This window comes from Burkholderia catarinensis, from assembly GCF_001883705.2.
Classification (GTDB): domain Bacteria; phylum Pseudomonadota; class Gammaproteobacteria; order Burkholderiales; family Burkholderiaceae; genus Burkholderia; species Burkholderia catarinensis.
Genome location: NZ_MDEQ02000004.1, coordinates 377,482 through 395,378 on the forward strand (window position 1 = coordinate 377,482; position 17,897 = coordinate 395,378).

23 protein-coding genes are annotated in these 17,897 nt (G+C 61.3%); 11 read left to right on the forward strand and 12 right to left on the reverse strand.

Going from position 1 to position 17,897, the window contains the following annotated elements; genetic code table 11:
- Nucleotides 1-53 precede the first annotated feature (53 nt).
- On the forward strand, nt 54-845 hold the full coding sequence (locus BFF94_RS08965) for a DNA adenine methylase (RefSeq protein ID WP_128842847.1): 792 nt from the start codon (nt 54-56) through the stop codon (nt 843-845).
- Between the two features lie 39 nt (nt 846-884).
- On the opposite strand, the gene BFF94_RS08970 is transcribed toward BFF94_RS08965, so the two are convergent.
- The 6 genes from BFF94_RS08970 to BFF94_RS08995 form a co-directional block, all read right to left on the reverse strand.
- The gene (locus BFF94_RS08970) at nt 885-1,595 is read right to left on the reverse strand and encodes an immunity 52 family protein (protein ID WP_128842846.1); all 711 of its coding nucleotides are present in this window, start codon (nt 1,593-1,595) and stop codon (nt 885-887) included.
- A 12-nt stretch (nt 1,596-1,607) separates the two neighbouring features.
- A complete protein-coding gene (locus BFF94_RS08975) occupies nt 1,608-2,141 on the reverse strand; it encodes a restriction endonuclease fold toxin 5 domain-containing protein (RefSeq protein ID WP_246637252.1) in 534 nt (177 codons plus the stop codon).
- Nucleotides 2,098-2,574: a hypothetical protein gene (locus tag BFF94_RS08980; protein WP_246637253.1), complete on the reverse strand. Its 477-nt coding sequence runs from the start codon at nt 2,572-2,574 to the stop codon at nt 2,098-2,100. The genes BFF94_RS08975 and BFF94_RS08980 overlap by 44 nt, the downstream gene beginning before the upstream one ends.
- Entirely contained in the window at nt 2,567-3,070 is a 504-nt protein-coding gene (locus BFF94_RS08985) for a DUF4123 domain-containing protein (protein WP_128842845.1), read from the reverse strand. Before BFF94_RS08985 ends, BFF94_RS08980 begins: the two co-directional genes overlap by 8 nt.
- A gap of 3 nt (nt 3,071-3,073) precedes the next feature.
- A complete protein-coding gene (locus BFF94_RS08990; RefSeq protein WP_128842844.1) occupies nt 3,074-3,490 on the reverse strand; it encodes a PAAR domain-containing protein in 417 nt (138 codons plus the stop codon).
- A gap of 90 nt (nt 3,491-3,580) precedes the next feature.
- Nucleotides 3,581-4,207 carry a hypothetical protein gene (locus BFF94_RS08995; protein ID WP_219139220.1) on the reverse strand — a complete coding sequence of 209 codons (627 nt, stop codon included), beginning with the start codon at nt 4,205-4,207 and terminating at the stop codon, nt 3,581-3,583.
- 130 nt (nt 4,208-4,337) lie between these two features.
- On the opposite strand from BFF94_RS08995, the gene BFF94_RS09000 reads away from it, so the two are divergent.
- Together BFF94_RS09000 and BFF94_RS09005 are read left to right on the forward strand one after the other, a co-directional pair.
- Nucleotides 4,338-4,706: a hypothetical protein gene (locus tag BFF94_RS09000; protein ID WP_128842842.1), complete on the forward strand. Its 369-nt coding sequence runs from the start codon at nt 4,338-4,340 to the stop codon at nt 4,704-4,706.
- A gap of 12 nt (nt 4,707-4,718) precedes the next feature.
- A complete protein-coding gene (locus BFF94_RS09005; protein ID WP_128842841.1) occupies nt 4,719-5,375 on the forward strand; it encodes an SOS response-associated peptidase family protein in 657 nt (218 codons plus the stop codon).
- Between the two features lie 64 nt (nt 5,376-5,439).
- Here the strand turns inward: BFF94_RS09005 and BFF94_RS09010 are convergent, their stop codons facing one another.
- The 4 genes from BFF94_RS09010 to BFF94_RS09025 form a co-directional block, all read right to left on the reverse strand.
- The gene (locus BFF94_RS09010) at nt 5,440-6,618 is read right to left on the reverse strand and encodes a DGQHR domain-containing protein (RefSeq protein WP_128842840.1); all 1,179 of its coding nucleotides are present in this window, start codon (nt 6,616-6,618) and stop codon (nt 5,440-5,442) included.
- A gap of 17 nt (nt 6,619-6,635) precedes the next feature.
- Nucleotides 6,636-7,313, reverse strand: coding sequence for a hypothetical protein (locus tag BFF94_RS09015; protein WP_128842839.1), 678 nt, complete (start codon nt 7,311-7,313; stop codon nt 6,636-6,638).
- 16 nt (nt 7,314-7,329) lie between these two features.
- A complete protein-coding gene (locus BFF94_RS09020; RefSeq protein WP_128842838.1) occupies nt 7,330-8,157 on the reverse strand; it encodes a DNA adenine methylase in 828 nt (275 codons plus the stop codon).
- A gap of 263 nt (nt 8,158-8,420) precedes the next feature.
- On the reverse strand, nt 8,421-9,653 hold the full coding sequence (locus tag BFF94_RS09025) for a tyrosine-type recombinase/integrase (RefSeq protein WP_128842837.1): 1,233 nt from the start codon (nt 9,651-9,653) through the stop codon (nt 8,421-8,423).
- Nucleotides 9,654-9,831: 178 nt separating this feature from the next.
- Between BFF94_RS09025 and BFF94_RS09030 the strand changes: the two genes are divergently transcribed.
- From BFF94_RS09030 to BFF94_RS09045, 4 genes are all read left to right on the forward strand, one after another.
- Complete coding sequence (locus tag BFF94_RS09030) at nt 9,832-10,146, forward strand: Dabb family protein (protein WP_128842836.1); 315 nt, start codon at nt 9,832-9,834, stop codon at nt 10,144-10,146.
- Nucleotides 10,143-10,622 (forward strand): PaaI family thioesterase, encoded by a 480-nt coding sequence (locus BFF94_RS09035; RefSeq protein ID WP_128842835.1) that lies wholly within the window; start codon nt 10,143-10,145, stop codon nt 10,620-10,622. Before BFF94_RS09030 ends, BFF94_RS09035 begins: the two co-directional genes overlap by 4 nt.
- A gap of 153 nt (nt 10,623-10,775) precedes the next feature.
- Entirely contained in the window at nt 10,776-11,735 is a 960-nt protein-coding gene (locus BFF94_RS09040) for an alpha/beta hydrolase (protein WP_128842834.1), read from the forward strand.
- A gap of 42 nt (nt 11,736-11,777) precedes the next feature.
- The gene (locus BFF94_RS09045; protein WP_128842833.1) at nt 11,778-12,218 is read left to right on the forward strand and encodes a GNAT family N-acetyltransferase; all 441 of its coding nucleotides are present in this window, start codon (nt 11,778-11,780) and stop codon (nt 12,216-12,218) included.
- 16 nt (nt 12,219-12,234) lie between these two features.
- Here the strand turns inward: BFF94_RS09045 and BFF94_RS09050 are convergent, their stop codons facing one another.
- Nucleotides 12,235-13,080: an NRDE family protein gene (locus tag BFF94_RS09050; protein ID WP_128842832.1), complete on the reverse strand. Its 846-nt coding sequence runs from the start codon at nt 13,078-13,080 to the stop codon at nt 12,235-12,237.
- A 76-nt stretch (nt 13,081-13,156) separates the two neighbouring features.
- Nucleotides 13,157-14,191 (reverse strand): CAF17-like 4Fe-4S cluster assembly/insertion protein YgfZ, encoded by a 1,035-nt coding sequence (ygfZ, locus tag BFF94_RS09055; RefSeq protein WP_219139221.1) that lies wholly within the window; start codon nt 14,189-14,191, stop codon nt 13,157-13,159.
- 77 nt (nt 14,192-14,268) lie between these two features.
- Here ygfZ and mltG point away from each other — a divergent pair, with 77 nt between their 5' ends.
- The 4 genes from mltG to BFF94_RS09075 all read left to right on the forward strand — a co-directional run bounded on the left by mltG (nt 14,269) and on the right by BFF94_RS09075 (nt 17,878).
- Nucleotides 14,269-15,288, forward strand: coding sequence for an endolytic transglycosylase MltG (gene mltG / locus BFF94_RS09060; RefSeq protein WP_128842831.1), 1,020 nt, complete (start codon nt 14,269-14,271; stop codon nt 15,286-15,288).
- Nucleotides 15,288-15,908, forward strand: a complete 621-nt coding sequence (tmk, locus tag BFF94_RS09065) for a dTMP kinase (RefSeq protein WP_034181217.1) — start codon at nt 15,288-15,290, stop codon at nt 15,906-15,908. The genes mltG and tmk overlap by 1 nt, the downstream gene beginning before the upstream one ends.
- Before the next feature lie 20 nt (nt 15,909-15,928).
- The gene (locus BFF94_RS09070; protein WP_219139222.1) at nt 15,929-16,957 is read left to right on the forward strand and encodes a DNA polymerase III subunit delta'; all 1,029 of its coding nucleotides are present in this window, start codon (nt 15,929-15,931) and stop codon (nt 16,955-16,957) included.
- Nucleotides 16,958-17,098: 141 nt separating this feature from the next.
- Nucleotides 17,099-17,878, forward strand: a complete 780-nt coding sequence (locus tag BFF94_RS09075; protein ID WP_128842006.1) for a TatD family hydrolase — start codon at nt 17,099-17,101, stop codon at nt 17,876-17,878.
- Nucleotides 17,879-17,897 lie beyond the last annotated feature (19 nt).

Consider the following 17,897-nt stretch of genomic DNA (forward strand, 5'->3'; position numbering starts at 1 on the left):
TTACCTACGTAGGCGGGCCGGATTCTACACCAAGTTTAAAAACGGCTTTCACAATGGCAAATCCCATCATTCCTTGGATCGGCGGCAAGCGCCGTCTGGCAGATCACATCATCCCGCGTTTTCCTGCGCACGACTGCTATGTCGAGGTGTTCGCGGGCGGGGCCGCGCTGTATTTCATGCGTCCGCCGGCAAAGGTCGAAGTCGTCAACGACGTGAACGGCGAGCTGATCAACCTATACCGCGTCGTGCAGCACCACCTGGAGGAGTTCGTGCGGCAATTCAAGTGGGCGCTGACGAGCCGGCAGGTGTTCGAATGGCTCAAGCACACGATCCCGGAAACGCTCACCGATATCCAGCGTGCGGCACGGTTCTACTACCTTCAGAAAAGTTGCTTTGGGGCGAAGCTGGAGGGGCAGTCGTTCGGCACGGCGACGACAACGCCGCCCGGTCTGAACCTGCTGCGCATTGAGGAGGATCTGTCAGCGGCCCACCTGCGGCTCGCAAACTCGTTCATCGAGCGTCTGGATTGGGCTGCGTGCATCGATCGCTATGATCGGCCGCACACGCTGTTCTATTTGGATCCGCCGTATTACGAGACGGAAGGGTACGGCGTGGCGTTTCCGTTCTCGGAGTACGAGAAGATGGCGCAGCGTCTGCGGTCGATCAAGGGGCGCGCGATCGTGAGCCTCAACGACCATCCCGATATTCGGCGTGTGTTCGACGGGTTTCACATCGAGACCGTGCCGATCCAGTACACCGTAGGCGGGGGAGGGAGGGCTGCCGAACGAAACGAGCTGATCATCTTCAGTTGGGATGACGCTGCGCAGCCTGTGGGGCTGTTCTAACCGATGATGCCGGCGCGGACTATTGCGCCGGCATCGCGCTTACAAGTCGGCGAATGCTGGCAGGAGATCTTGGTCGACGAGCCGGACCTCGATGCGATTTGCCGTCTCGATGTGCTCGGGATTCTGCATCGAGAACGGAGCATCGATTGTGCTGACGATGATTGTGCCAGTCTGGGCCTTGCCGGCCTCCGGGACTGGAACAATCTCGCGGGCCTCAGGAACCTGCTGCTGTGTTATGACAGTTGGCAGGTAAAGCATCCAGCCGACGCCGGGTTTGTCGTCGAAAACTTGCTTTGCCACGTAGCTTCGCGGGGAGACCGTGACGTAGGCCGGGTCGAACGCCGTAACGATGGAGCGAACGATTCTGAGCACCACATCGAGATTGTCGAGGACTGCCGAGTCCGACATCGATAGCTCAAACGAATTATAAGTGCCTGCCTCATTGAGATGGCATGCGAGGGTCGCGCCGCGCGCGTCGCCTTCGTTGCCGTCCCATAACGCCACATATGTTGTCGTTGGATCTGCTGCGAACTTATGCTTCAGTACGGCTTGGATTGCGGTTGATGGTGCCCCGTCTTCGAACGCGGGGTAGAGCAACGCCTCGTCGCGGCTTTTCCCGCGTGCGTACCAGCGGCTAAACTTTGGGTCGATCTGGGCCAGCTCGGTCGTCACGACTTGAATGCGTGATAGTGCCAGCTCGAAGTTCATCGGATCGAGCGTTGCGTCCTTGAATTGAAGCCTGAAGTCCATATTCGTCTCGGATTACGGTTGCACGACCGACTGTACTCGGTAGGTGGTCAAGTAGGGAAGCATGAACTCCTGCGTATCAGCTTCTTCAAAGTACCATTTCAGGCGAGCTGGAGGGTTTGCGTTCACCTTTTTCGCTTGCCGGATCAAGGCATTCTGAAGGTCTTCGTGACCGTCGAACCATTCACGCGGCTGAAGTTCGCCGTATTTGTTGCGCTCTAAAAACTTGGCGTAAAGTGATTTTGCTTCTTGCAGCAAGCACTCGGCGGGCACGAATCCGTCGAAATCAGTTCCGAGCCACACCCATTCCTCGCTCCACCCCTCGTCGACGTTATACGGCCGCCCGGTGATGCGGCCTTGGTACGTGCGAGCATGTGCCGACATGTGATGGTTTCTTCGTAAAGGCTGTCCAGATTCTTCCGGCGGACACTTCTTGCATTTCTCTCCGGTACGCGGCACGGCCTTGGCGTCCGTCTTGGCCTTGCTCTCGTCCTTCGGCGTATCGCTAGACAGGCTCGCCGTCCCCGCCAGCCCCAGTCCGCCCAACAAGGCGACGCCAGCTCGCGCCAATACCGGCCCAAGCTCCGCCGCTGCTGCTTCGATTATCGGTACCGCGAATCCCGCCATCGGGTGATCTCCTGTCGTATTCCGGATGTTCGATGCGCCATTTCATGACGCGGAAATAGTCGTGAAAGCGTTCGTCTGGCGATCGTCCAGGGCGGGTGAGCCATGTACGTGTCGCCGGCTTCGTATAGAAACTCGGTGCATATGCTTCGACGTGGAGAAACGCTTCGACGTTTTCGTCGACGCGAATGCCAAGCTGTCGAGCTGCAACGTATGCGTTCCAGAGCCGCGCGGACAGCGTGCTGTCATCGGCAAGTTTCGGATCGGCTTTGACGAGATCCTGTCGGACGCGCTCGACGTACCCGCGCGCGTCGATCTCGGCAAGGCCAGCGACCTGTTCGCTTGTCAGTTCAAGCATGCGGGTGCACTCCCTTCAGTTTTCCATTCACTTCGACGAGCCAGTCGAATGTCGAGACGAAGAACCGCATGCGCTGCGTGGATTCCATCAGCGACGCCATGTCGGCCATGATGCGGGCATCGTAGAAGCGGAGCAGGGCTGTGCTTCCGTCCGGCAAGCGTACGTCGAGGCGGCTGCGCAGCTCGTCAGCGAGCGATTCAATCGGATAGGCGCTGATCAGCCAGGACACGCCCGTCGGCCTGCTGGCCATTGCGGAAAGAATCCGCCGGGTGTTGCCGGCCGCACCTGCGTAGTCGAAAAGCCAAGGCCCTGCGTCGGCGAGCGACGCGTCAGGCGTGCTGTCGAATACGGCTACAGCCGACCGTGATCGTTGAGGCGTTGACCCATTGGCCGCGTCCGCGTAAAGCAGACCGTCGACAAGTGCGTAGAGATGCACCTGCATGGTCAACTGCTGTTGCCGCTTGAAGAAGAACGCTTCGATCGAGTTTTCTGTCATGTACTACCCGCGCGCGATCATCGTCGCGGCGTTCTCGGCCGCAGCTTTCAGGCATTCGAGACAGAGCGTCGGCGAGGGTGCGAGCGCTGCTGCAGTGGCAGCGACGGCAGCAACTGCGCCGCCAGTCGACGCTTCTCCAGATCCGACGTCGTCGAGCGTCGCGGACGACTGCGAGGCGATCAGTGTCGCCCCGCACGCGGTCTTCATGCCCTCGATGGCTGTTTCTCGCCCATCAAAGGTGTTCGAGTATTGTCGTCCGGTGGCGGGCAGGATCGGAAAGACCCCCTTGCACTGCGGGCAAAGTACCTTGTGCCCGACACCGGCAATGGGCTTTCCGTCAATGGTCGCGGTCGCGCTGCCCTCCAGCACGCGGCCACCGTGCGTCGTCGTGTCGCCGACGCAGATCATGGCTCGGGCCATATGTTCTCTCGTAGGTGTGGTTTTCGTATGAATTTACCATTTCCGGGAGAACGGCTGACCGTTGGCTCACTGGCAGTCAGTCAACTATTGTCAATCGAAGCGAGCGCCGTCGATCATGCGGCGGAGCTGGTCGAGCGCGAACGAGTCGGGATAGCCGTTCTTCTTCAATTCCAGTTCGGCAGCGCAGACCATTTTCTCCATGAGTCGCAGCGTTCGGCGGACATGCACGACTTCCAGCACAAAGCGCTGTTCAAGCGTCAGCGTGCGACTTTTCTTGAAGTTGGCCACGCTCCACGCGTCGCGCAATTCCTCCCATGTCAGTCGCTGGAACTCAGGCAACTTCGTTGCCTTGTCGGAGCCGGGATCTGGTTCTCCGGGGGCGTCATGGAGCTGGCATTTCATGGCTTCGCGGGCGCGCCACTCGTCGGAGAACGGTGCAACGGATGCGCGCGGGTTCCCCATCCTGCCTGCTCGCGTGATCTCCTTGTCGATCTTGATCGACAAGCGGCGCAACGGTGCCGCGTATTTCAACTCGTCGGCCCGTTCGAGGTACGCGATCATGCGCGTAGCATCGCCGGTAAGGGTGCCCATCTCGCGCAGCGTGATTCGCAGGTGTAGCACTTCGAGAATCAGCCGGTGGACGTCGGCATACGTGCACGTGCGCCACCACGTCGACATCGCGTCGAACTGTGGCGGATCGAATGGGGGCAGTATCATGATGCGCGGGTAACACTGTATGGATATACAGTTTATCGCGTGCCAAGATGGTGCCGTCAAGTCTCAAAAATAGGGAGCGACGGACAGCGCAGTAAGATCGGTAGAAGCCAGTCCATCGGATGGAGGGGGCATGTCACGACCCATGACAGCGGTGCAAAGGGCATTCGTTGAGATGTGTATCGCGGATGCCAAATACGAGATCATCAGCCTCATGTCGATCAGCGTCGTGTCGTATAGCGCCCGTTGCTACAGTGATTTGAGCAAGGATGTCGTCATGGGGAAATACGGCTTCTGCGAGCATCAGGTCGAGGTAGGTCGAGGCTTGTTCCCTGACGCAGCGGGCCAGCCCGAAGGCTCCGGATTCGACGACTTTTACTACGGCATCATCTGTACGGCGCTGGACGAGTGGTTGAGCGGCCCGGTCATGCCGATGGACCAGATTACATTTCCGCCGGACCCGGATTTTGACGAGGCGAACTCTGGCATCTCGAACGAGTAGAGGATGTGAACCTTGTGCACAAACTACAAAGCGCCAGACGAAGATCCAGGCATCAACGAGCTGAAGATCGGTATCGGCGATCTGTACCGTCGCGACCCTTGGGAGCCGGATGTGTACCCGGACTATGCGGCGCCGATCGCATGGGCGGACGGGGACGGCTTTGGCGTCGTGAAGGCCGTGTTCGGGTTCTGGCCGAAGTTCATGCAACCTGAGCGTGTCGACGACAATGGGAAGAAGCGGAGAAAGCTCGACACGGTCAATGCGCGTTCAGAAACGGTCGGCGAGTCGCGGCTATACGGCAAAGCGTGGCGATCTGGTCAGCGCTGCTTGATCCCGGTCCGGTGGATATACGAGCCTTGTTACGAGACCGGCCGGAATGTCTGGCAACGGATCGGACTAACAGATTGGCAATCGTATTGCGTCGCCGGCATCTGGCGGCGCTACGATGGTGATGACGGCCGGACTCTGGTCGGTATGACCATGATGACCGTCAACGCGGACGGACATGCTGTCATGGGGCGTATGCACAAGCCCGGCGACGAAAAGCGGTCGGTGGTCATATTGCGGCCTGCCGACTATGACGAATGGCTACACACGAAGAACGTTGAAGCCGCGCGCGCGATGCTGCAGTTGTTCCCTCCGCGACTGATGACGACTGCGCCAAAGTAACTTGGGGCCCCACGTAATTGTCGGGCCCCAAGTTGCTGAACGCGTATAGCGGATGTCGGCCTGGTTAAATGAGGTTTGGCTGACGTGGCGAAAAATTCTCGTCCAATTTCGATTGAGCTAAGAGTGTTTTCCGTAGCTCACTTTCGCCGCTTGTGCCCGGAGGATAGTGTTCGGTGGTGAATTCACCATCTTGCAGATCCATTCTGTCGAAAATTTCTGAGAACATTTCCACTGTCGGAACTACGCTCTTGTGACGAAGTGAAACATAGACTCGTCTCAGGAAGCTCATAAGTGCTTTGAAGCCGTTTGTCTTGTTAAGTATGTTGCCACGTTCCGTCGAATTCCAAGAATTGGGCCAGCGTAAGCTCACGGCGGTAAAGTAATTGAATAGAATTACGCCAATATCGATATCTTTTTCATCCACAAAGAGATTGCGAAATATAAGCTTCGTGTTTTCCGTACCTTCCGCACGTGGGAGTGGAAGATTTCGTTTTATTCGATCCCGATCAAGTGCGGGTTGTGACGAAACGAAAGGCATAATCGCCTCAACAAACGTAGCTTGCGTCAACGTTTCGCCGTGACGACCAGCCGTAGCACTACCGAGCCGTTTAATCCGACGATAGAATGGCCCGCCCTCTCGCCGGTCAAGTGCGATTACGATATTGTGGCAAGTGCGTTGCGGGCTTCTGAATTTCGAAAAATCAAATAAATCGTAAACAAGGCTTTTGTTTACTTTTGTTTGTGCAAGATTAACCGTTGAGAATATATATGCCTGGTCTTCGACGTCAAGGCCGACAAAGATGCTAACCGTCAATTCAAATTGGCCGTCGACAAGCCCCCGCAGTCCTTCGATCCGATGTTGGCCATCAATTACTTTTGCGATCCCTCGATAGAGAGTTTGGCCACCCTCGTCTTCGGGATCTGGATCATTTTTGAGGGTGAGTGTAGATGTTCCATCGTTATATACGGCACACTGTTCGTCTACCGAAAGAACGATTGACGTCGGAAAACATGCATCCATCGTGTTGACGTATGACTGCAGTCCAACAACTCGTGATGGATCGATTTTCCGTTGAATTCCGATGTAAGTGTCCATTTCTCTATCGCCAAGCATCTGGCGAATATCGAAATACGTGATATCGCAAAGATCTTTAGCGGAAATTTTGCATACATAGAATTCGCCCATGGGTTGCTTTAGGCGGAGGCAAGGCAAGACCAGTTCTTTTTCGGATTCGGTGATCATATGGCAAGCCTCTCGCGTCAACGACCGTTAGCGGGATTGCCGCCGGTGGCATCCCCGAACCGACGGTCGAAATCATCTTGACCAGTTGATGGTGCAGCTACCGGATGCTCCGATACCGTTACGTCTGTGGCCATCATAAAATCGTGAACGAATTTTTGCCCATTTGCAACAAGATCGTTTTCCGTGGTTACTGGAAATTTTGTTTTATTGTAGAGGATTGACACATATCGCAGTGTAATCGCTATTGCGGCAAAAACGAGGGATGAATAGTAGACAAGATTTCCCTTTGTGCCGACTTGGCTTTTCTGTAATGCAAAAAGCGATGCACAAATTACTATGAGAAACATCGCAAGCGTGCCGAGCGAGAGGCGATGCGGAAATGAGCCTTTCGGGTCTTCTAGTAATGTTAGATATGTAATCGGGGTGACTGCACCGATGGTGAAAACCAGAAGTTCGCCGTTACTGAATGTGCCGGTGAATGTGTCAATTAAACTTCTATTGCCGTTCTGTTTTTGATAAAAAAGTATGAGTGCGCCTAACCAAAATGGCATTGTTGACCAAAGGAGGGTATTCGAATATTCGACGACGGAATCCCAGAAGTCTTTCAGTCGACACTCGAAGATATGTCCGAAAATTGGAATTTTCTTTCTAAGTTCGAGAAATTTCCCCAGTTTATTTTTGGTCGATGTGCTCATATATTTGATATTAGGTTCAGGCGGTAATAAGCAATTCCGAAGTTTTCCCTCGGCCATCTGCTTTCCCCGAAATTACGCTTCCTCGCGCAACGCTTGTAACGGTGAACTGCTCCTCATATATTTCTCGAATAGAACTGTGGTCGGCATTCGTGCAAAAAATATGTGCCCCGCGCTTCTTGGCTCGCAAAAGTGCGTCTCGCAGACGGACTTGATCTTGCCACGCAAAAATATTCTCGTTGTATTTGATAAAGCCGTTGTTGTTGTGTTTTACCGTGTAGGGTGGATCGGCAAACACAATGTCATTTCTTTTTGCTTGATCAATGATTGGCTCAAAATCTGAAACAAGTAATTTTGCCTGCCTTAGCGCTGCCGAGACTGTCGGCCAGTCATCTGTATCAAGTAATACGTTGCTCTTCGTCCCAATCGGAACGTTAAACTGACCATTCTTATTGACTCTGTAGAGTCCATTCCAGCAGGTGCGGTTTAAATAAATAAACCGGGCGGCCAAATCGTTACGATTGCGTGGGGCTAGGGCGCGCACCGAGTAGTATTGTTCTACTGAGTGCATGTCATGGTACTTGCGAATGCGCCGATGGACAGATTGGTAGTTTTCGGCTATCGCTGAGTATGTTTCAATTAGCTCGCGGTTCATGTCAGCCAGCACCGCCTTGTGAGGACGGAGCTTGAAGAACATTGCGCCGCCGCCAAGGAACGGTTCGAAATAAGTCCCGTAAGTCTGCGGAAACAGTTCTAGGCACGTCTGCGCCAGCCAGCGCTTACCCCCGGCCCACTTGAGAAACGGCGTGATCCCCGCGCCCAGAGATTGTTCGTTTTGATTTGGCATTCAGCTTGCTTTCTCAGCTTCGTTTGACGAGGCGGTGCCTCGGATTCCACGCATGATATCGAATCAGGAGGCGATATCGAACTGTTTGTGTTCGGAGGTCGTGTGTCGTCGTGCGTACGACGGACGATCCGCCCAGGATCATGTCGACCGAGCCGAGTTCGCAAGCTCTACCGGTTGTGAGCTGGTGCGATGATCGGGGGCGTTTGTAACATCAGGAACTCAACGCTTACGTGGGCTGTTGCGGTGCGGCGGGTACAGCAGCATCATCGGTCCTTGCTAGGTGCGCTTGCCGTACCTCCTTCTTGAAGTGCCTCTTTCTCGACTTCCTCGAGCCAGTTTGCCCACGTTCGCATCATCTCCCGACGTTCCGGCAAGTATTTGGCATGGTTGTACGTCGAACGAGTCCTGTCCTTGTCTTTATGCGACAACTGCATTTCAACGACCTCGTCCTTCCATCCCATTTCATGGAGGTTGGTCGACGCAGTTGCTCGAAAGTCATGGCCCGTTATCGGTTCGGGGTTGTCCGGAACCATGTAGTCGATCGCCCGATTGATCGTTGCGCGACTCATGTGTGGACGCTTTCGATTGCTATGAAGAATTGGCAAGATATACCCGCGATTTCCATACATCTCCTGCAACTCGCGCAGCAGTCCCAGCGCTTGCTTGGGAAGCGGAACGATGTGTAGACGTCGAGATTTGATTTTTTCCGGGGGCACCTTCCATTCTGCGGTCCCTAGGTCGATTTCTTCCCATCGCGCCCGGCAAAGCTCGATCGTTCTCGGAAATAGCATCATCAGCAATCGAATCGCAAGCGCGGTTCGTCTGCTCTTGTAGGTCGGAAGCTGTCGAAAGAGCCTCTTCAGTTCTTCGCGACTCAACGGTCGTGCATTCTCTGTCGGAGGCTTCAGGACTGATCCACGCAACACGGACGCGGGGTCAGTATCTGCCCGGAGCGTGATCACCGCATACTGGAACACGTTGGATACGTACTGGCGCAGTTTGATTGCTACGGAAGGGGAGCCACGCTCTTCGACCCGGCGCATCAAAGCAAGCACATCGTGAGCGGTAACAGAGCGCATGGGCCGGTTCCCAATGTACGGGTACGCATCGGCTTCGAGCATGCGCAGAATCTCGCCAAAGTGTCGCTCAGTCCACGTCTTCCGCTTCTTCTCCAACCACTCGTCGCTGACTGCTCGAAAAGTTGCTTTGCCTTCGTTGATACGCGCCGACAGGACTTCCTGTCGCGCATGGGACGGGTGCAGTCCCTTCTTGACGAGTTCACGGGCATCATCGCGTACCGCGCGGGCGTCTTGAAGGCTGATGTTGGGATATTCGCCGATCGCGAAGAGATTCTCCTTCCCAGCAATTCTGTACTTGTATCGCCAGAGCTTGGAGCCGGACGGCTTCACCAACAGATACAGTCCATTGCCGTCGGTAAGTTTGGTAGGCTTGTTGCCTGCCTTCGCTTGTCGGATCTTGATGTCGGTAAGTGGCACGGTGAAAAAGGGGGTATCGTCTCTGGATGGTCGAAATGATACCCCCTTTTATACCCCCTTTTTTCTCGGCTGGACACGATTTCCGGCGAACGTCAGCGAACGGTGGAAGGGCGTAGAACGCCCAACTGGTAAGGGTTTCGGCAGAATTCACGAACCAACACGAACTGGAGCGAACGAAGTGATTAGGCATATTGTCATGTGGAAGTTGAAGGAATCGGCGGAAGGCGCGACGCGCGCACAGAATGCACTGAAGCTGAAGGAAAAGCTCGAAGGCTGCCGCGACCTCGTGCCGGGCATCCTGCAGATCGACGTCGGCTTGGCGACGCCGGGCCTCGACGCGACTTCCGACATCGTGCTCGTGTCCGATTTCACGGACAAGGCCGCGCTCGACGCGTACCAGGTGCACCCGGTTCACCAGGAAGTGAAGAAATTCGTCGTCGCGGTGGCCGAATCGCGCGAGTGCGTCGACTACGTCGTCGACAGCGTACGATGAGCGACGCGGCATCCCCGACGGAAGGCCCGTCGATCGAAAGCCCGTTCGTCGACCTGCTTGGCGTGCAACTCGTGTCCGCGAAGGACGGTGCGAGCGAGATCGTGCTGCCGCTCGAAGAGCGGCACATGAATACGTGGAGCATCGCGCACGGCGGCGTGACGATGACGCTTGCGGACATCGCGCTCGCGATGGCGGCACGCAGCCTGACCGACGACGGCATCGGTGTCGTCACGGTCGAGATGAAGGTGAACTTCATGCAGCCGGGCCGCGGCGAATTGCGCGCTTACGGTCGCGTGATGCATCGCTCGACGACGATGGCCTATTGCGAAGGCGAAGTGCGCGACAGCGACGGCAACTTCGTCGCGAAGGCGCTCGGCACGTTCAAGTACATGCGGCGGCTCGCGGTGGGCCGCGACATCAAGCGGCAACGCTCGCGCACGGCACCGGACGCGCAACCCGGCCCGAGCGACGCGTAGGCGCCCGGCTGCGCGGCCCTGTCTCTTCGAGGCAGGGCCGTCTTGTTTTTCGGCACGGGATTCCGGTGCACCGCGCGTCGCGCCCGCCCGACGCGGGCGTGGCATCATGTCCGCTTGTCCGTTCACGGCGCCGCACCGGCGCCGTCCTCACCGATGCCGCTGAATCCGAAGATCGCCCAGGTGCTCGACATGATCGAGCGCGCGAAACGTCCGTCCTATCACCACCAGACGCCGCAGCAGGCGCGTGCCGCGTACGAGAAGAGCGCGCCGATTCTCGACGTCGCGCCGGCGGCGATGCATTCGGTCGAGGAATGCGTCGTGCCGACGCGCGACGGACGCACGATCGGCGCGCGGCTGTACCTGCCGGTCGCGCCGAGCCTCGCGGAGCCGCTGCCCGCGCTCGTCTACTACCATGGCGGCGGCTTCACGGTCGGCAGCGTCGACACGCACGACGCGCTGTGCCGGATGTTTGCGCACGAGGCGCAATGCGCGGTGCTGTCGGTCGGCTATCGGCTCGCGCCCGAACACCGGTTCCCGACCGCGGTGAACGACGCGGACGACGCATTGCGGTGGCTGTATCGGGAGGCCGCCGCGTTCGGCATCGACGCCGCGCGGCTGGCGGTCGGCGGCGACAGCGCGGGCGGCACGCTCGCGACCGTCTGCGCGGTGCTCGCGCGCGATGCGGGCATTCGCCTGGCGCTGCAGATGCTGATCTATCCGGGCGTGACGGGCTACCAGGACACCGATTCGCACGCGCGGCTCGCGAACGGCTACCTGCTGTCGCAGGACACGATCCAGTGGTTCTTCACGCAATACGTGCGCGATCGGGCGGACCGCGACGACTGGCGCTTCGCGCCGCTCGACGGCACGCGCGGTGCGCCGTCGTTCGCGGGCGTCGCGCCGGCGTGGATCGCGACGGCCGAGTACGATCCGCTGAGCGACGAGGGCGCCGCGTATGCGGACAAGTTGCGTGCGGCGGGCAACGCGGTCACGCTGGTCTGCTATCCGGGGATGATCCACGAATTCTTCAAGATGGGCGGCTACGTGCCCGAGGTACGGGCCGCACATGCCGACGCGGTCGCGGCGCTGAAGGCTGCATTCGACGACGTTTGACGGCGGGTGCTTGACGGCGTGCGCGCCGCATGGAGGGCAGCGATGACGGACGGCGTGGTGGAAACGGGCGACTGGACGGTACTGGGCGGCGACGCTGCGCGGATCCGCGACGCGGTGTTCGTGCGCGAGCAGCAGATTCCGCCGGAATGGGAACTCGACGACGACGATCCGCTGTCGCTCCATGCGGTTGCATACCGGGTCGATGCGGCGACAGGAATACGCCGCGCGATCGCGACGGGGAGGCTGCTGCCGTCCGGCACGATCGGCCGCGTCGCGGTGCTGGCCGACGTGCGCGGGCAGGGCGCCGGGTCAGCCGTGCTGAACGCACTGCTCGATGCCGCGCGGCGTCGCGGCGAAACCGCCGTGCGGCTCTACGCGCAGGGTTCGGCGGTGCCGTTCTATCTGCGGCACGGCTTCGCGGCGGTCGGCGAACCGTTCGTCGAAGCCGGCGTGCCGCACGTCGAGATGACGCGCGCGCCGTAGCGCGGGGCACGCGCGTTCAGCGCGGCCGCGTCGTGTCGAGGTCGAACGTGAATGCGCGTTCGAAACTGCCCGGGCGGACGGTGCGGTGCGAGCCGTCGTCGTCGCAGCGCTCCTTGATCTCGACCGTCAGCCGTACGCCTTCCTTCAGCGTGACGCGCAGCGCGGTCGTGCCGCGCGTGCCGTACTCGGGCGTCTCGATGAACGCGGCCGACAGCGCGCGCTCGCGCTCGACCGGAATGCCCGTGTGCGGCAGCGCGTCGTCGTCCGCGACATGCGGGTCGCGCATCAGCGCGATCAGTTCGTCGAGCGACGGGGTCGGATTGTCGGTGAGCAGCGTGCCGAGCTCCGCACGCTTGCGCACCACTTTCGGCCAGGGCGTATCGAGTCGCGCATTCGACAGTGCATGCACGCCGGGCGTGATCGCGACGGGCGCGGCGACACTGCTTTCGCCCTCGGGCGCGCGGTTGCAGAACCACGCGAGTTCGCGCCGCGTCCAGTCGCCGACGAGCAGGTTGAAGCCGTTGTACACGGCCGCGTGCTCGGCAAGCTGCCCGAGATAATCGAGCGGCGCGACGGACGGACCGCGGAGGAAATCGGACACGAGCTTGCCGCGGGTCGGCGCGCCCGCACGGATGTCGAACGGCGCACGGTAGTTCGTCAGCGCGGCGAAACGGCCGTCGCGCGATACGCCGAGCCACGTGCCGCCCGCTTCGAGATCGCGGCCGGCCAGTACGCCCGGCACGTCCTCCCACCACGTGAGCGGCGCGCTCGTGCGGCGAAAGAACTCGTCGCGGTTGGCGGTGAGGGTAAAGACGGGACCGGCGGCGACATCGGGCTGCCAGTCGAAGGCAATCAGACACATCGGGCGAATCTCTCGCAGGAAACATCGGGCGCCGGCTGCGACTCGCGAGCCGGCGCGCGAACGGGTTGTCAGTGCGTCACGCTTCCGTCGGCCATGCGTACGGCAGCGCGTCGAACGCGAGTACCGGACCGTCGGCCGAACCGAGGTGCACGGTGCCGTTGTCGAGCGCGGCGAGCTTGATCTCGACGAGCGCGTCGACGCCGCCCGCGGGCGCGGCCGCCGCGTTGACGATCATCCCGCACGGCTGGCCGGGATCGTCGCTGTGGAACAGCTCGACGCCGGCATGCACGGTATCGGTCTCGCCGGCGACGTGCGCGAGCGCGGTGCGGCGCTTGATCGTGCCGCGATACTGGCTGCGCGCGACCACTTCCTGGCCCGGGTAGCACCCTTTGCGAAAGTTAACGGCGCCGATCACGTCGAAATTGACCATCTGCGGTACGAACTGTTCGACGGCCGGCTGCGTGATGCGCGGCTCGCCCGCGCGAACGTCGAGCCAGTCCCACACGGCCGGCGACACGACCGGCAGCGTGCCGGCGAGCGCAGCGAGGCGCGCGTCGACTTCCGCGCGCGGGCCGATCCACAGGTAGCGCTTGCGGCCGGCCGCATCGGGCACGCGGATCAGCGCGCCGGCCGGCCCGTCGACCTTCACGTGCACGCCGTCCGGCAGCGCATCGAAAATGCCCGACAGCGCGTCGCGCACGTCGCCCGCGAAGCCGACCACCGCAAGCGCGTCGCTCGCGTCGGTGAGCTTCGCCTTCGCGCGCAGCACGAACATCGACAGCCGCTTCTGCACGGCGGGCTGTACGTCCTTCGACACGAGCAGGCGCACGCCGTGGCCGGCACGCCACGTGAGGAACGAGCCGAGGAGGCGCCCCTTCGCCGAGCAATAGCCGGACAGCCGCGCGCTCGCGGCATCGAGGTGCTCGATGTCGTTGGTGAGCTGGCTGTGCAGGAACGTCGCGGCGTCGTCGCCGGCCACGTCGATCACGCCGAATTGCGGAAGCGGCATGCAGGCGCCCGGCGCGTCGAAATCGGCATCGGACGGGCGGGGGAAAACGGGGAGCGAGGCAGATGCGGCCTGGGCAGCCGGTGAAGCGAACGGTGTGCTCATGGAATGAGGGAACAGTCAACCCTGACTTTGACGGAGGCGAGCAAGTATTATATGGGTCTTACCTGAGTCACGTTTCCATGTCCCTACTGAAGAAATGCGCCGCGACGATCGTGGCGCTGGCCGTCGTCGTGGCCGCTGCCGGCGCGGGCGGCGGGTATTACTGGGCAAACCGGCCGCTGTTGCTGGGCTCGGCATCGCTCGACGTCACGATCAAGCCGCGCAGCAGCGTGAAGAGTGTCGCGCTGCAGCTCCGGCGCGGCGGCGTGCCGGTCGAGCCGCTCGGTTTCGTCGCGATCACGCGCGTGCTCGGGCTGTCGAGCCGGCTCAAGTCCGGCAACTACGAATTCAAGACCGGCATCACGCCTTACGAGATCCTGCAGAAGATCGCGCGCGGCGACGTGAACGAGTACGTCGCGACGGTCATCGAAGGCTGGACCTTCAAGCGGATGCGCGCGGAACTCGACGCGAACCCCGATCTTGCGCACTCGACGGCCGGCATGAGCGACGCCGAGCTGTTGCGCGCGATCGGCGCGCCGGACAACGCGGTGCAGCGCGGCAGCGGCGAGGGGCTGTTCTTCCCGGATACGTATCTGTTCGACAAGGGCACGAGCGACCTGAACATCTACCTCCGCGCGTACCATCTGATGCAGACGCGCATCGACGAGGCCTGGGCGGCGCGCGTGCCGGGCCTGCCGTACAAGACGTCTTACGAAATGCTGACGATCGCATCGATCGTCGAGAAGGAAACGGGCCACGCGGCCGACCGCGCGTTCGTCGCGGCCGTGTTCGCGAACCGGCTGCGCATCGGCATGCCGCTGCAGACCGATCCGTCGGTGATCTACGGGCTCGGCGACGCGTACGACGGGCGCCTGCGCAAGCGCGACCTGCAGGCCGACACTCCTTACAATACCTACACCCGACGCGGGCTGCCGCCGACGCCGATCGCGTTGCCGGGCGTGGCCGCGCTGCAGGCGGCGATCAATCCGGCCCCGACGAGCGCGCTCTATTTCGTCGCGAAGGGCGACGGCACGAGCGTGTTCTCGGACACGCTCGGCGACCACAACAAGGCCGTGGACAAGTACATACGAGGTCAATAATGGCGAGCGGTAAATTCATCACGTTCGAAGGCATCGACGGGGCGGGGAAGACCACCCACCTGCAATGGTTCTGCGAACGCCTCCAGGGCAAGCTGGCCGCGGCCGGCCGGCAAGTCGTCGTCACCCGCGAGCCGGGCGGCACGCAACTCGGCGAGAAACTGCGCGAGATCCTGCTGAACCAGCCGATGGATCTCGAGACGGAAGCGCTGCTGATGTTCGCCGCGCGCCGCGAGCATCTCGCGCTCGTGATCGAGCCGGCACTCGCGCGCGGCGACTGGGTCGTGTCCGATCGTTTTACCGACGCGACGTTCGCGTACCAGGGCGGCGGCCGCGGGCTGCCGCGCGACAAGCTCGAGACGCTCGAGCGCTGGGTGCAGGGCGGTTTCCAGCCCGACCTCACGGTGCTGTTCGATGTCGCGCCGCAGGTCGCGAGCGAGCGCCGCGGCGCCGCGCGCATGCCCGACAAGTTCGAAAGCGAGTCCGACGCGTTCTTCACGCGCACGCGCGGCGAGTACCTGCGGCGTGCGGAAGAAGCGCCGCACCGCTTCGCGATCGTCGACGCGACGCAGTCGATTCCCGAGATCCGCCGGCAGCTCGAACGCGTGCTCGCCGCGCTGTAAATTCGCAAGGAACGCACCACATGATCTATCCGTGGCAGACCGACGACTGGAACCGCCTGCAGCAACTGCGCGCGCAATGGCCGCATGCGCTTCTGCTGCATGGCCAGGCCGGAATCGGCAAGCTGCAGTTCGCGCAGCATCTCGCGCAAGGCTTCCTGTGCGAATCGCCGCAGCCGAACGGCGAGCCGTGCGGCGCCTGCGCGGCCTGCACCTGGTTCTCGCAGGGCAACCATCCGGATTACCGGATCGTGCTGCCCGAGGCGCTGGCGGGCGAGGCGCCGGGCGCCGCGGACGATGCAAAGCCGGCCGACGCGGACGAAGGCGGCAAGAAGACGCGTGCGCCGAGCAAGGAAATCAAGATCGAGCAAGTGCGCGCGCTGCTCGACTTCTGCGGGGTCGGTTCGCACCGCGGCGGCGCGCGCGTCGTCGTGCTGTATCCGGCCGAGGCGCTCAACGTCGCCGCGTCGAACGCGTTGCTGAAAACGCTGGAGGAGCCGCCGTCCGGCGTCGTGTTCCTGCTCGTGTCGGCACGCATCGACCGCCTGCTGCCGACCATCATCAGCCGCTGCCGGCAGTGGCCGATGACCGTGCCGGCGCCCGACGCGGCCGCGGCCTGGCTCGCGGCGCAGGGCGTCGACCATGCGAGCGCGCTGCTCGCCGAAGTCGGCGGCGCGCCGCTCGCCGCGCTGGCGCTCGCGAGCGACGAGAACCGCCCGCTGCGCGATTACACGCTCGGGCAGCTCGCGGCCGGTGCGGCATGCGACCCGTTCGCGTGCGGCGAGACGTTGCAGAAGCTGCCGGTGCCGCTGGTGCTCGGCTGGCTGCAGCGCTGGCTGTACGATCTGCTCGCACAGCGGATGGCGGGCACGCCGCGCTACTTCCCGATGCACGCGGCGGCGCTCGCGCGCTGCGCGGAATCGGTCGACGCGAACGCGTTCGCGCGCTTCATGAAGGCCGTGACGCGGCAGCGGACAGTCGAGAACCATCCGCTCAACGCGCGGCTCGTATTCGAGGAATTGTTTCTCGGATATCGGGAAATGTTCGCGTGATCCGGCATTGTTTCTTGCGGGTTTTGAAACGATGACCGGCTCACGCCGCGACGCGACCGTGGCCGGCCGGCCCGCGAACGCCGCCCGTTGCGGCACGCCGGCGAGCGCATGAGCGCCCGCCTTACGTATTCAGGAAACACGATGTTCGTCGACTCTCATTGCCATATCAATTTCAAGGGCCTGGCCGACCGCCTGCCGGCCGTTCTCGAGAACATGCGCGAACACGACGTCACGCACGCGCTGTGCGTGTCCGTCGATTTCGAGACGCTGCCGGAGGTCCTGGCGATCGCGGGCGCGCACGATAACGTCTATGCGTCGGTCGGCGTGCATCCCGATCACGAGGACGCGCGCGAGCCGACGCTCGCGGAGCTCGTCGAGCTGGCCGCGCACCCGAAGGTCGTCGCGATCGGCGAGACGGGCCTCGACTACTACCGCCTCGAAGGCCGCTCGATCGCCGACATGGAATGGCAGCGCGAACGCTTTCGCACGCACATCCGCGCGGCGACCGCGACGATGAAGCCGCTGATCATCCATACGCGCTCGTCGTCGGAGGACACGCTGCGGATCATGGCCGAGGAGCGCGCGGACGTGCCGGGCGGCGTGATGCACTGTTTCACCGAGCCGTGGCCCGTCGCCGAGCAGGCGCTCGCGCAGAACTTCCATATCTCGCTGTCGGGCATCGTCACGTTCAAGAGTGCGACCGACGTGCAGGACGTCGCGCGGCGCGTGCCGCTCGACCGGCTGCTGATCGAGACCGATTCGCCGTACCTCGCGCCGGTGCCTTATCGCGGCAAGCCGAATGAACCTGCGTACGTCAGCCATGTCGGACGCTTTATCGCATCCGAGCGCGGGATCGCCGTCGAGGCGCTGGCCGATGCGACGACGCAGAACTTTTTCCGGCTGTTCAAGATCGCCCGCTAACGACGCGCACACAGCCGAC

Coding starts and splice junctions, on each gene's coding strand:
- BFF94_RS08965 (WP_128842847.1), top strand. CDS start 54: ATGGCAAATCCCATCATTCCTTGGATCGGCGGCAAGCGCCGTCTGGCA.
- BFF94_RS08970 (WP_128842846.1), bottom strand. CDS start 1,595: ATGGACTTCAGGCTTCAATTCAAGGACGCAACGCTCGATCCGATGAAC.
- BFF94_RS08980 (WP_246637253.1), bottom strand. CDS start 2,574: ATGCTTGAACTGACAAGCGAACAGGTCGCTGGCCTTGCCGAGATCGAC.
- BFF94_RS08985 (WP_128842845.1), bottom strand. CDS start 3,070: ATGACAGAAAACTCGATCGAAGCGTTCTTCTTCAAGCGGCAACAGCAG.
- BFF94_RS08990 (WP_128842844.1), bottom strand. CDS start 3,490: ATGGCCCGAGCCATGATCTGCGTCGGCGACACGACGACGCACGGTGGC.
- BFF94_RS08995 (WP_219139220.1), bottom strand. CDS start 4,207: ATGATACTGCCCCCATTCGATCCGCCACAGTTCGACGCGATGTCGACG.
- BFF94_RS09000 (WP_128842842.1), top strand. CDS start 4,338: ATGTCACGACCCATGACAGCGGTGCAAAGGGCATTCGTTGAGATGTGT.
- BFF94_RS09010 (WP_128842840.1), bottom strand. CDS start 6,618: ATGATCACCGAATCCGAAAAAGAACTGGTCTTGCCTTGCCTCCGCCTA.
- BFF94_RS09015 (WP_128842839.1), bottom strand. CDS start 7,313: ATGAGCACATCGACCAAAAATAAACTGGGGAAATTTCTCGAACTTAGA.
- BFF94_RS09020 (WP_128842838.1), bottom strand. CDS start 8,157: ATGCCAAATCAAAACGAACAATCTCTGGGCGCGGGGATCACGCCGTTT.
- BFF94_RS09035 (WP_128842835.1), top strand. CDS start 10,143: ATGAGCGACGCGGCATCCCCGACGGAAGGCCCGTCGATCGAAAGCCCG.
- BFF94_RS09040 (WP_128842834.1), top strand. CDS start 10,776: ATGCCGCTGAATCCGAAGATCGCCCAGGTGCTCGACATGATCGAGCGC.
- BFF94_RS09045 (WP_128842833.1), top strand. CDS start 11,778: ATGACGGACGGCGTGGTGGAAACGGGCGACTGGACGGTACTGGGCGGC.
- BFF94_RS09050 (WP_128842832.1), bottom strand. CDS start 13,080: ATGTGTCTGATTGCCTTCGACTGGCAGCCCGATGTCGCCGCCGGTCCC.
- ygfZ (WP_219139221.1), bottom strand. CDS start 14,191: ATGAGCACACCGTTCGCTTCACCGGCTGCCCAGGCCGCATCTGCCTCG.
- mltG (WP_128842831.1), top strand. CDS start 14,269: ATGTCCCTACTGAAGAAATGCGCCGCGACGATCGTGGCGCTGGCCGTC.
- tmk (WP_034181217.1), top strand. CDS start 15,288: ATGGCGAGCGGTAAATTCATCACGTTCGAAGGCATCGACGGGGCGGGG.
- BFF94_RS09070 (WP_219139222.1), top strand. CDS start 15,929: ATGATCTATCCGTGGCAGACCGACGACTGGAACCGCCTGCAGCAACTG.
- BFF94_RS09075 (WP_128842006.1), top strand. CDS start 17,099: ATGTTCGTCGACTCTCATTGCCATATCAATTTCAAGGGCCTGGCCGAC.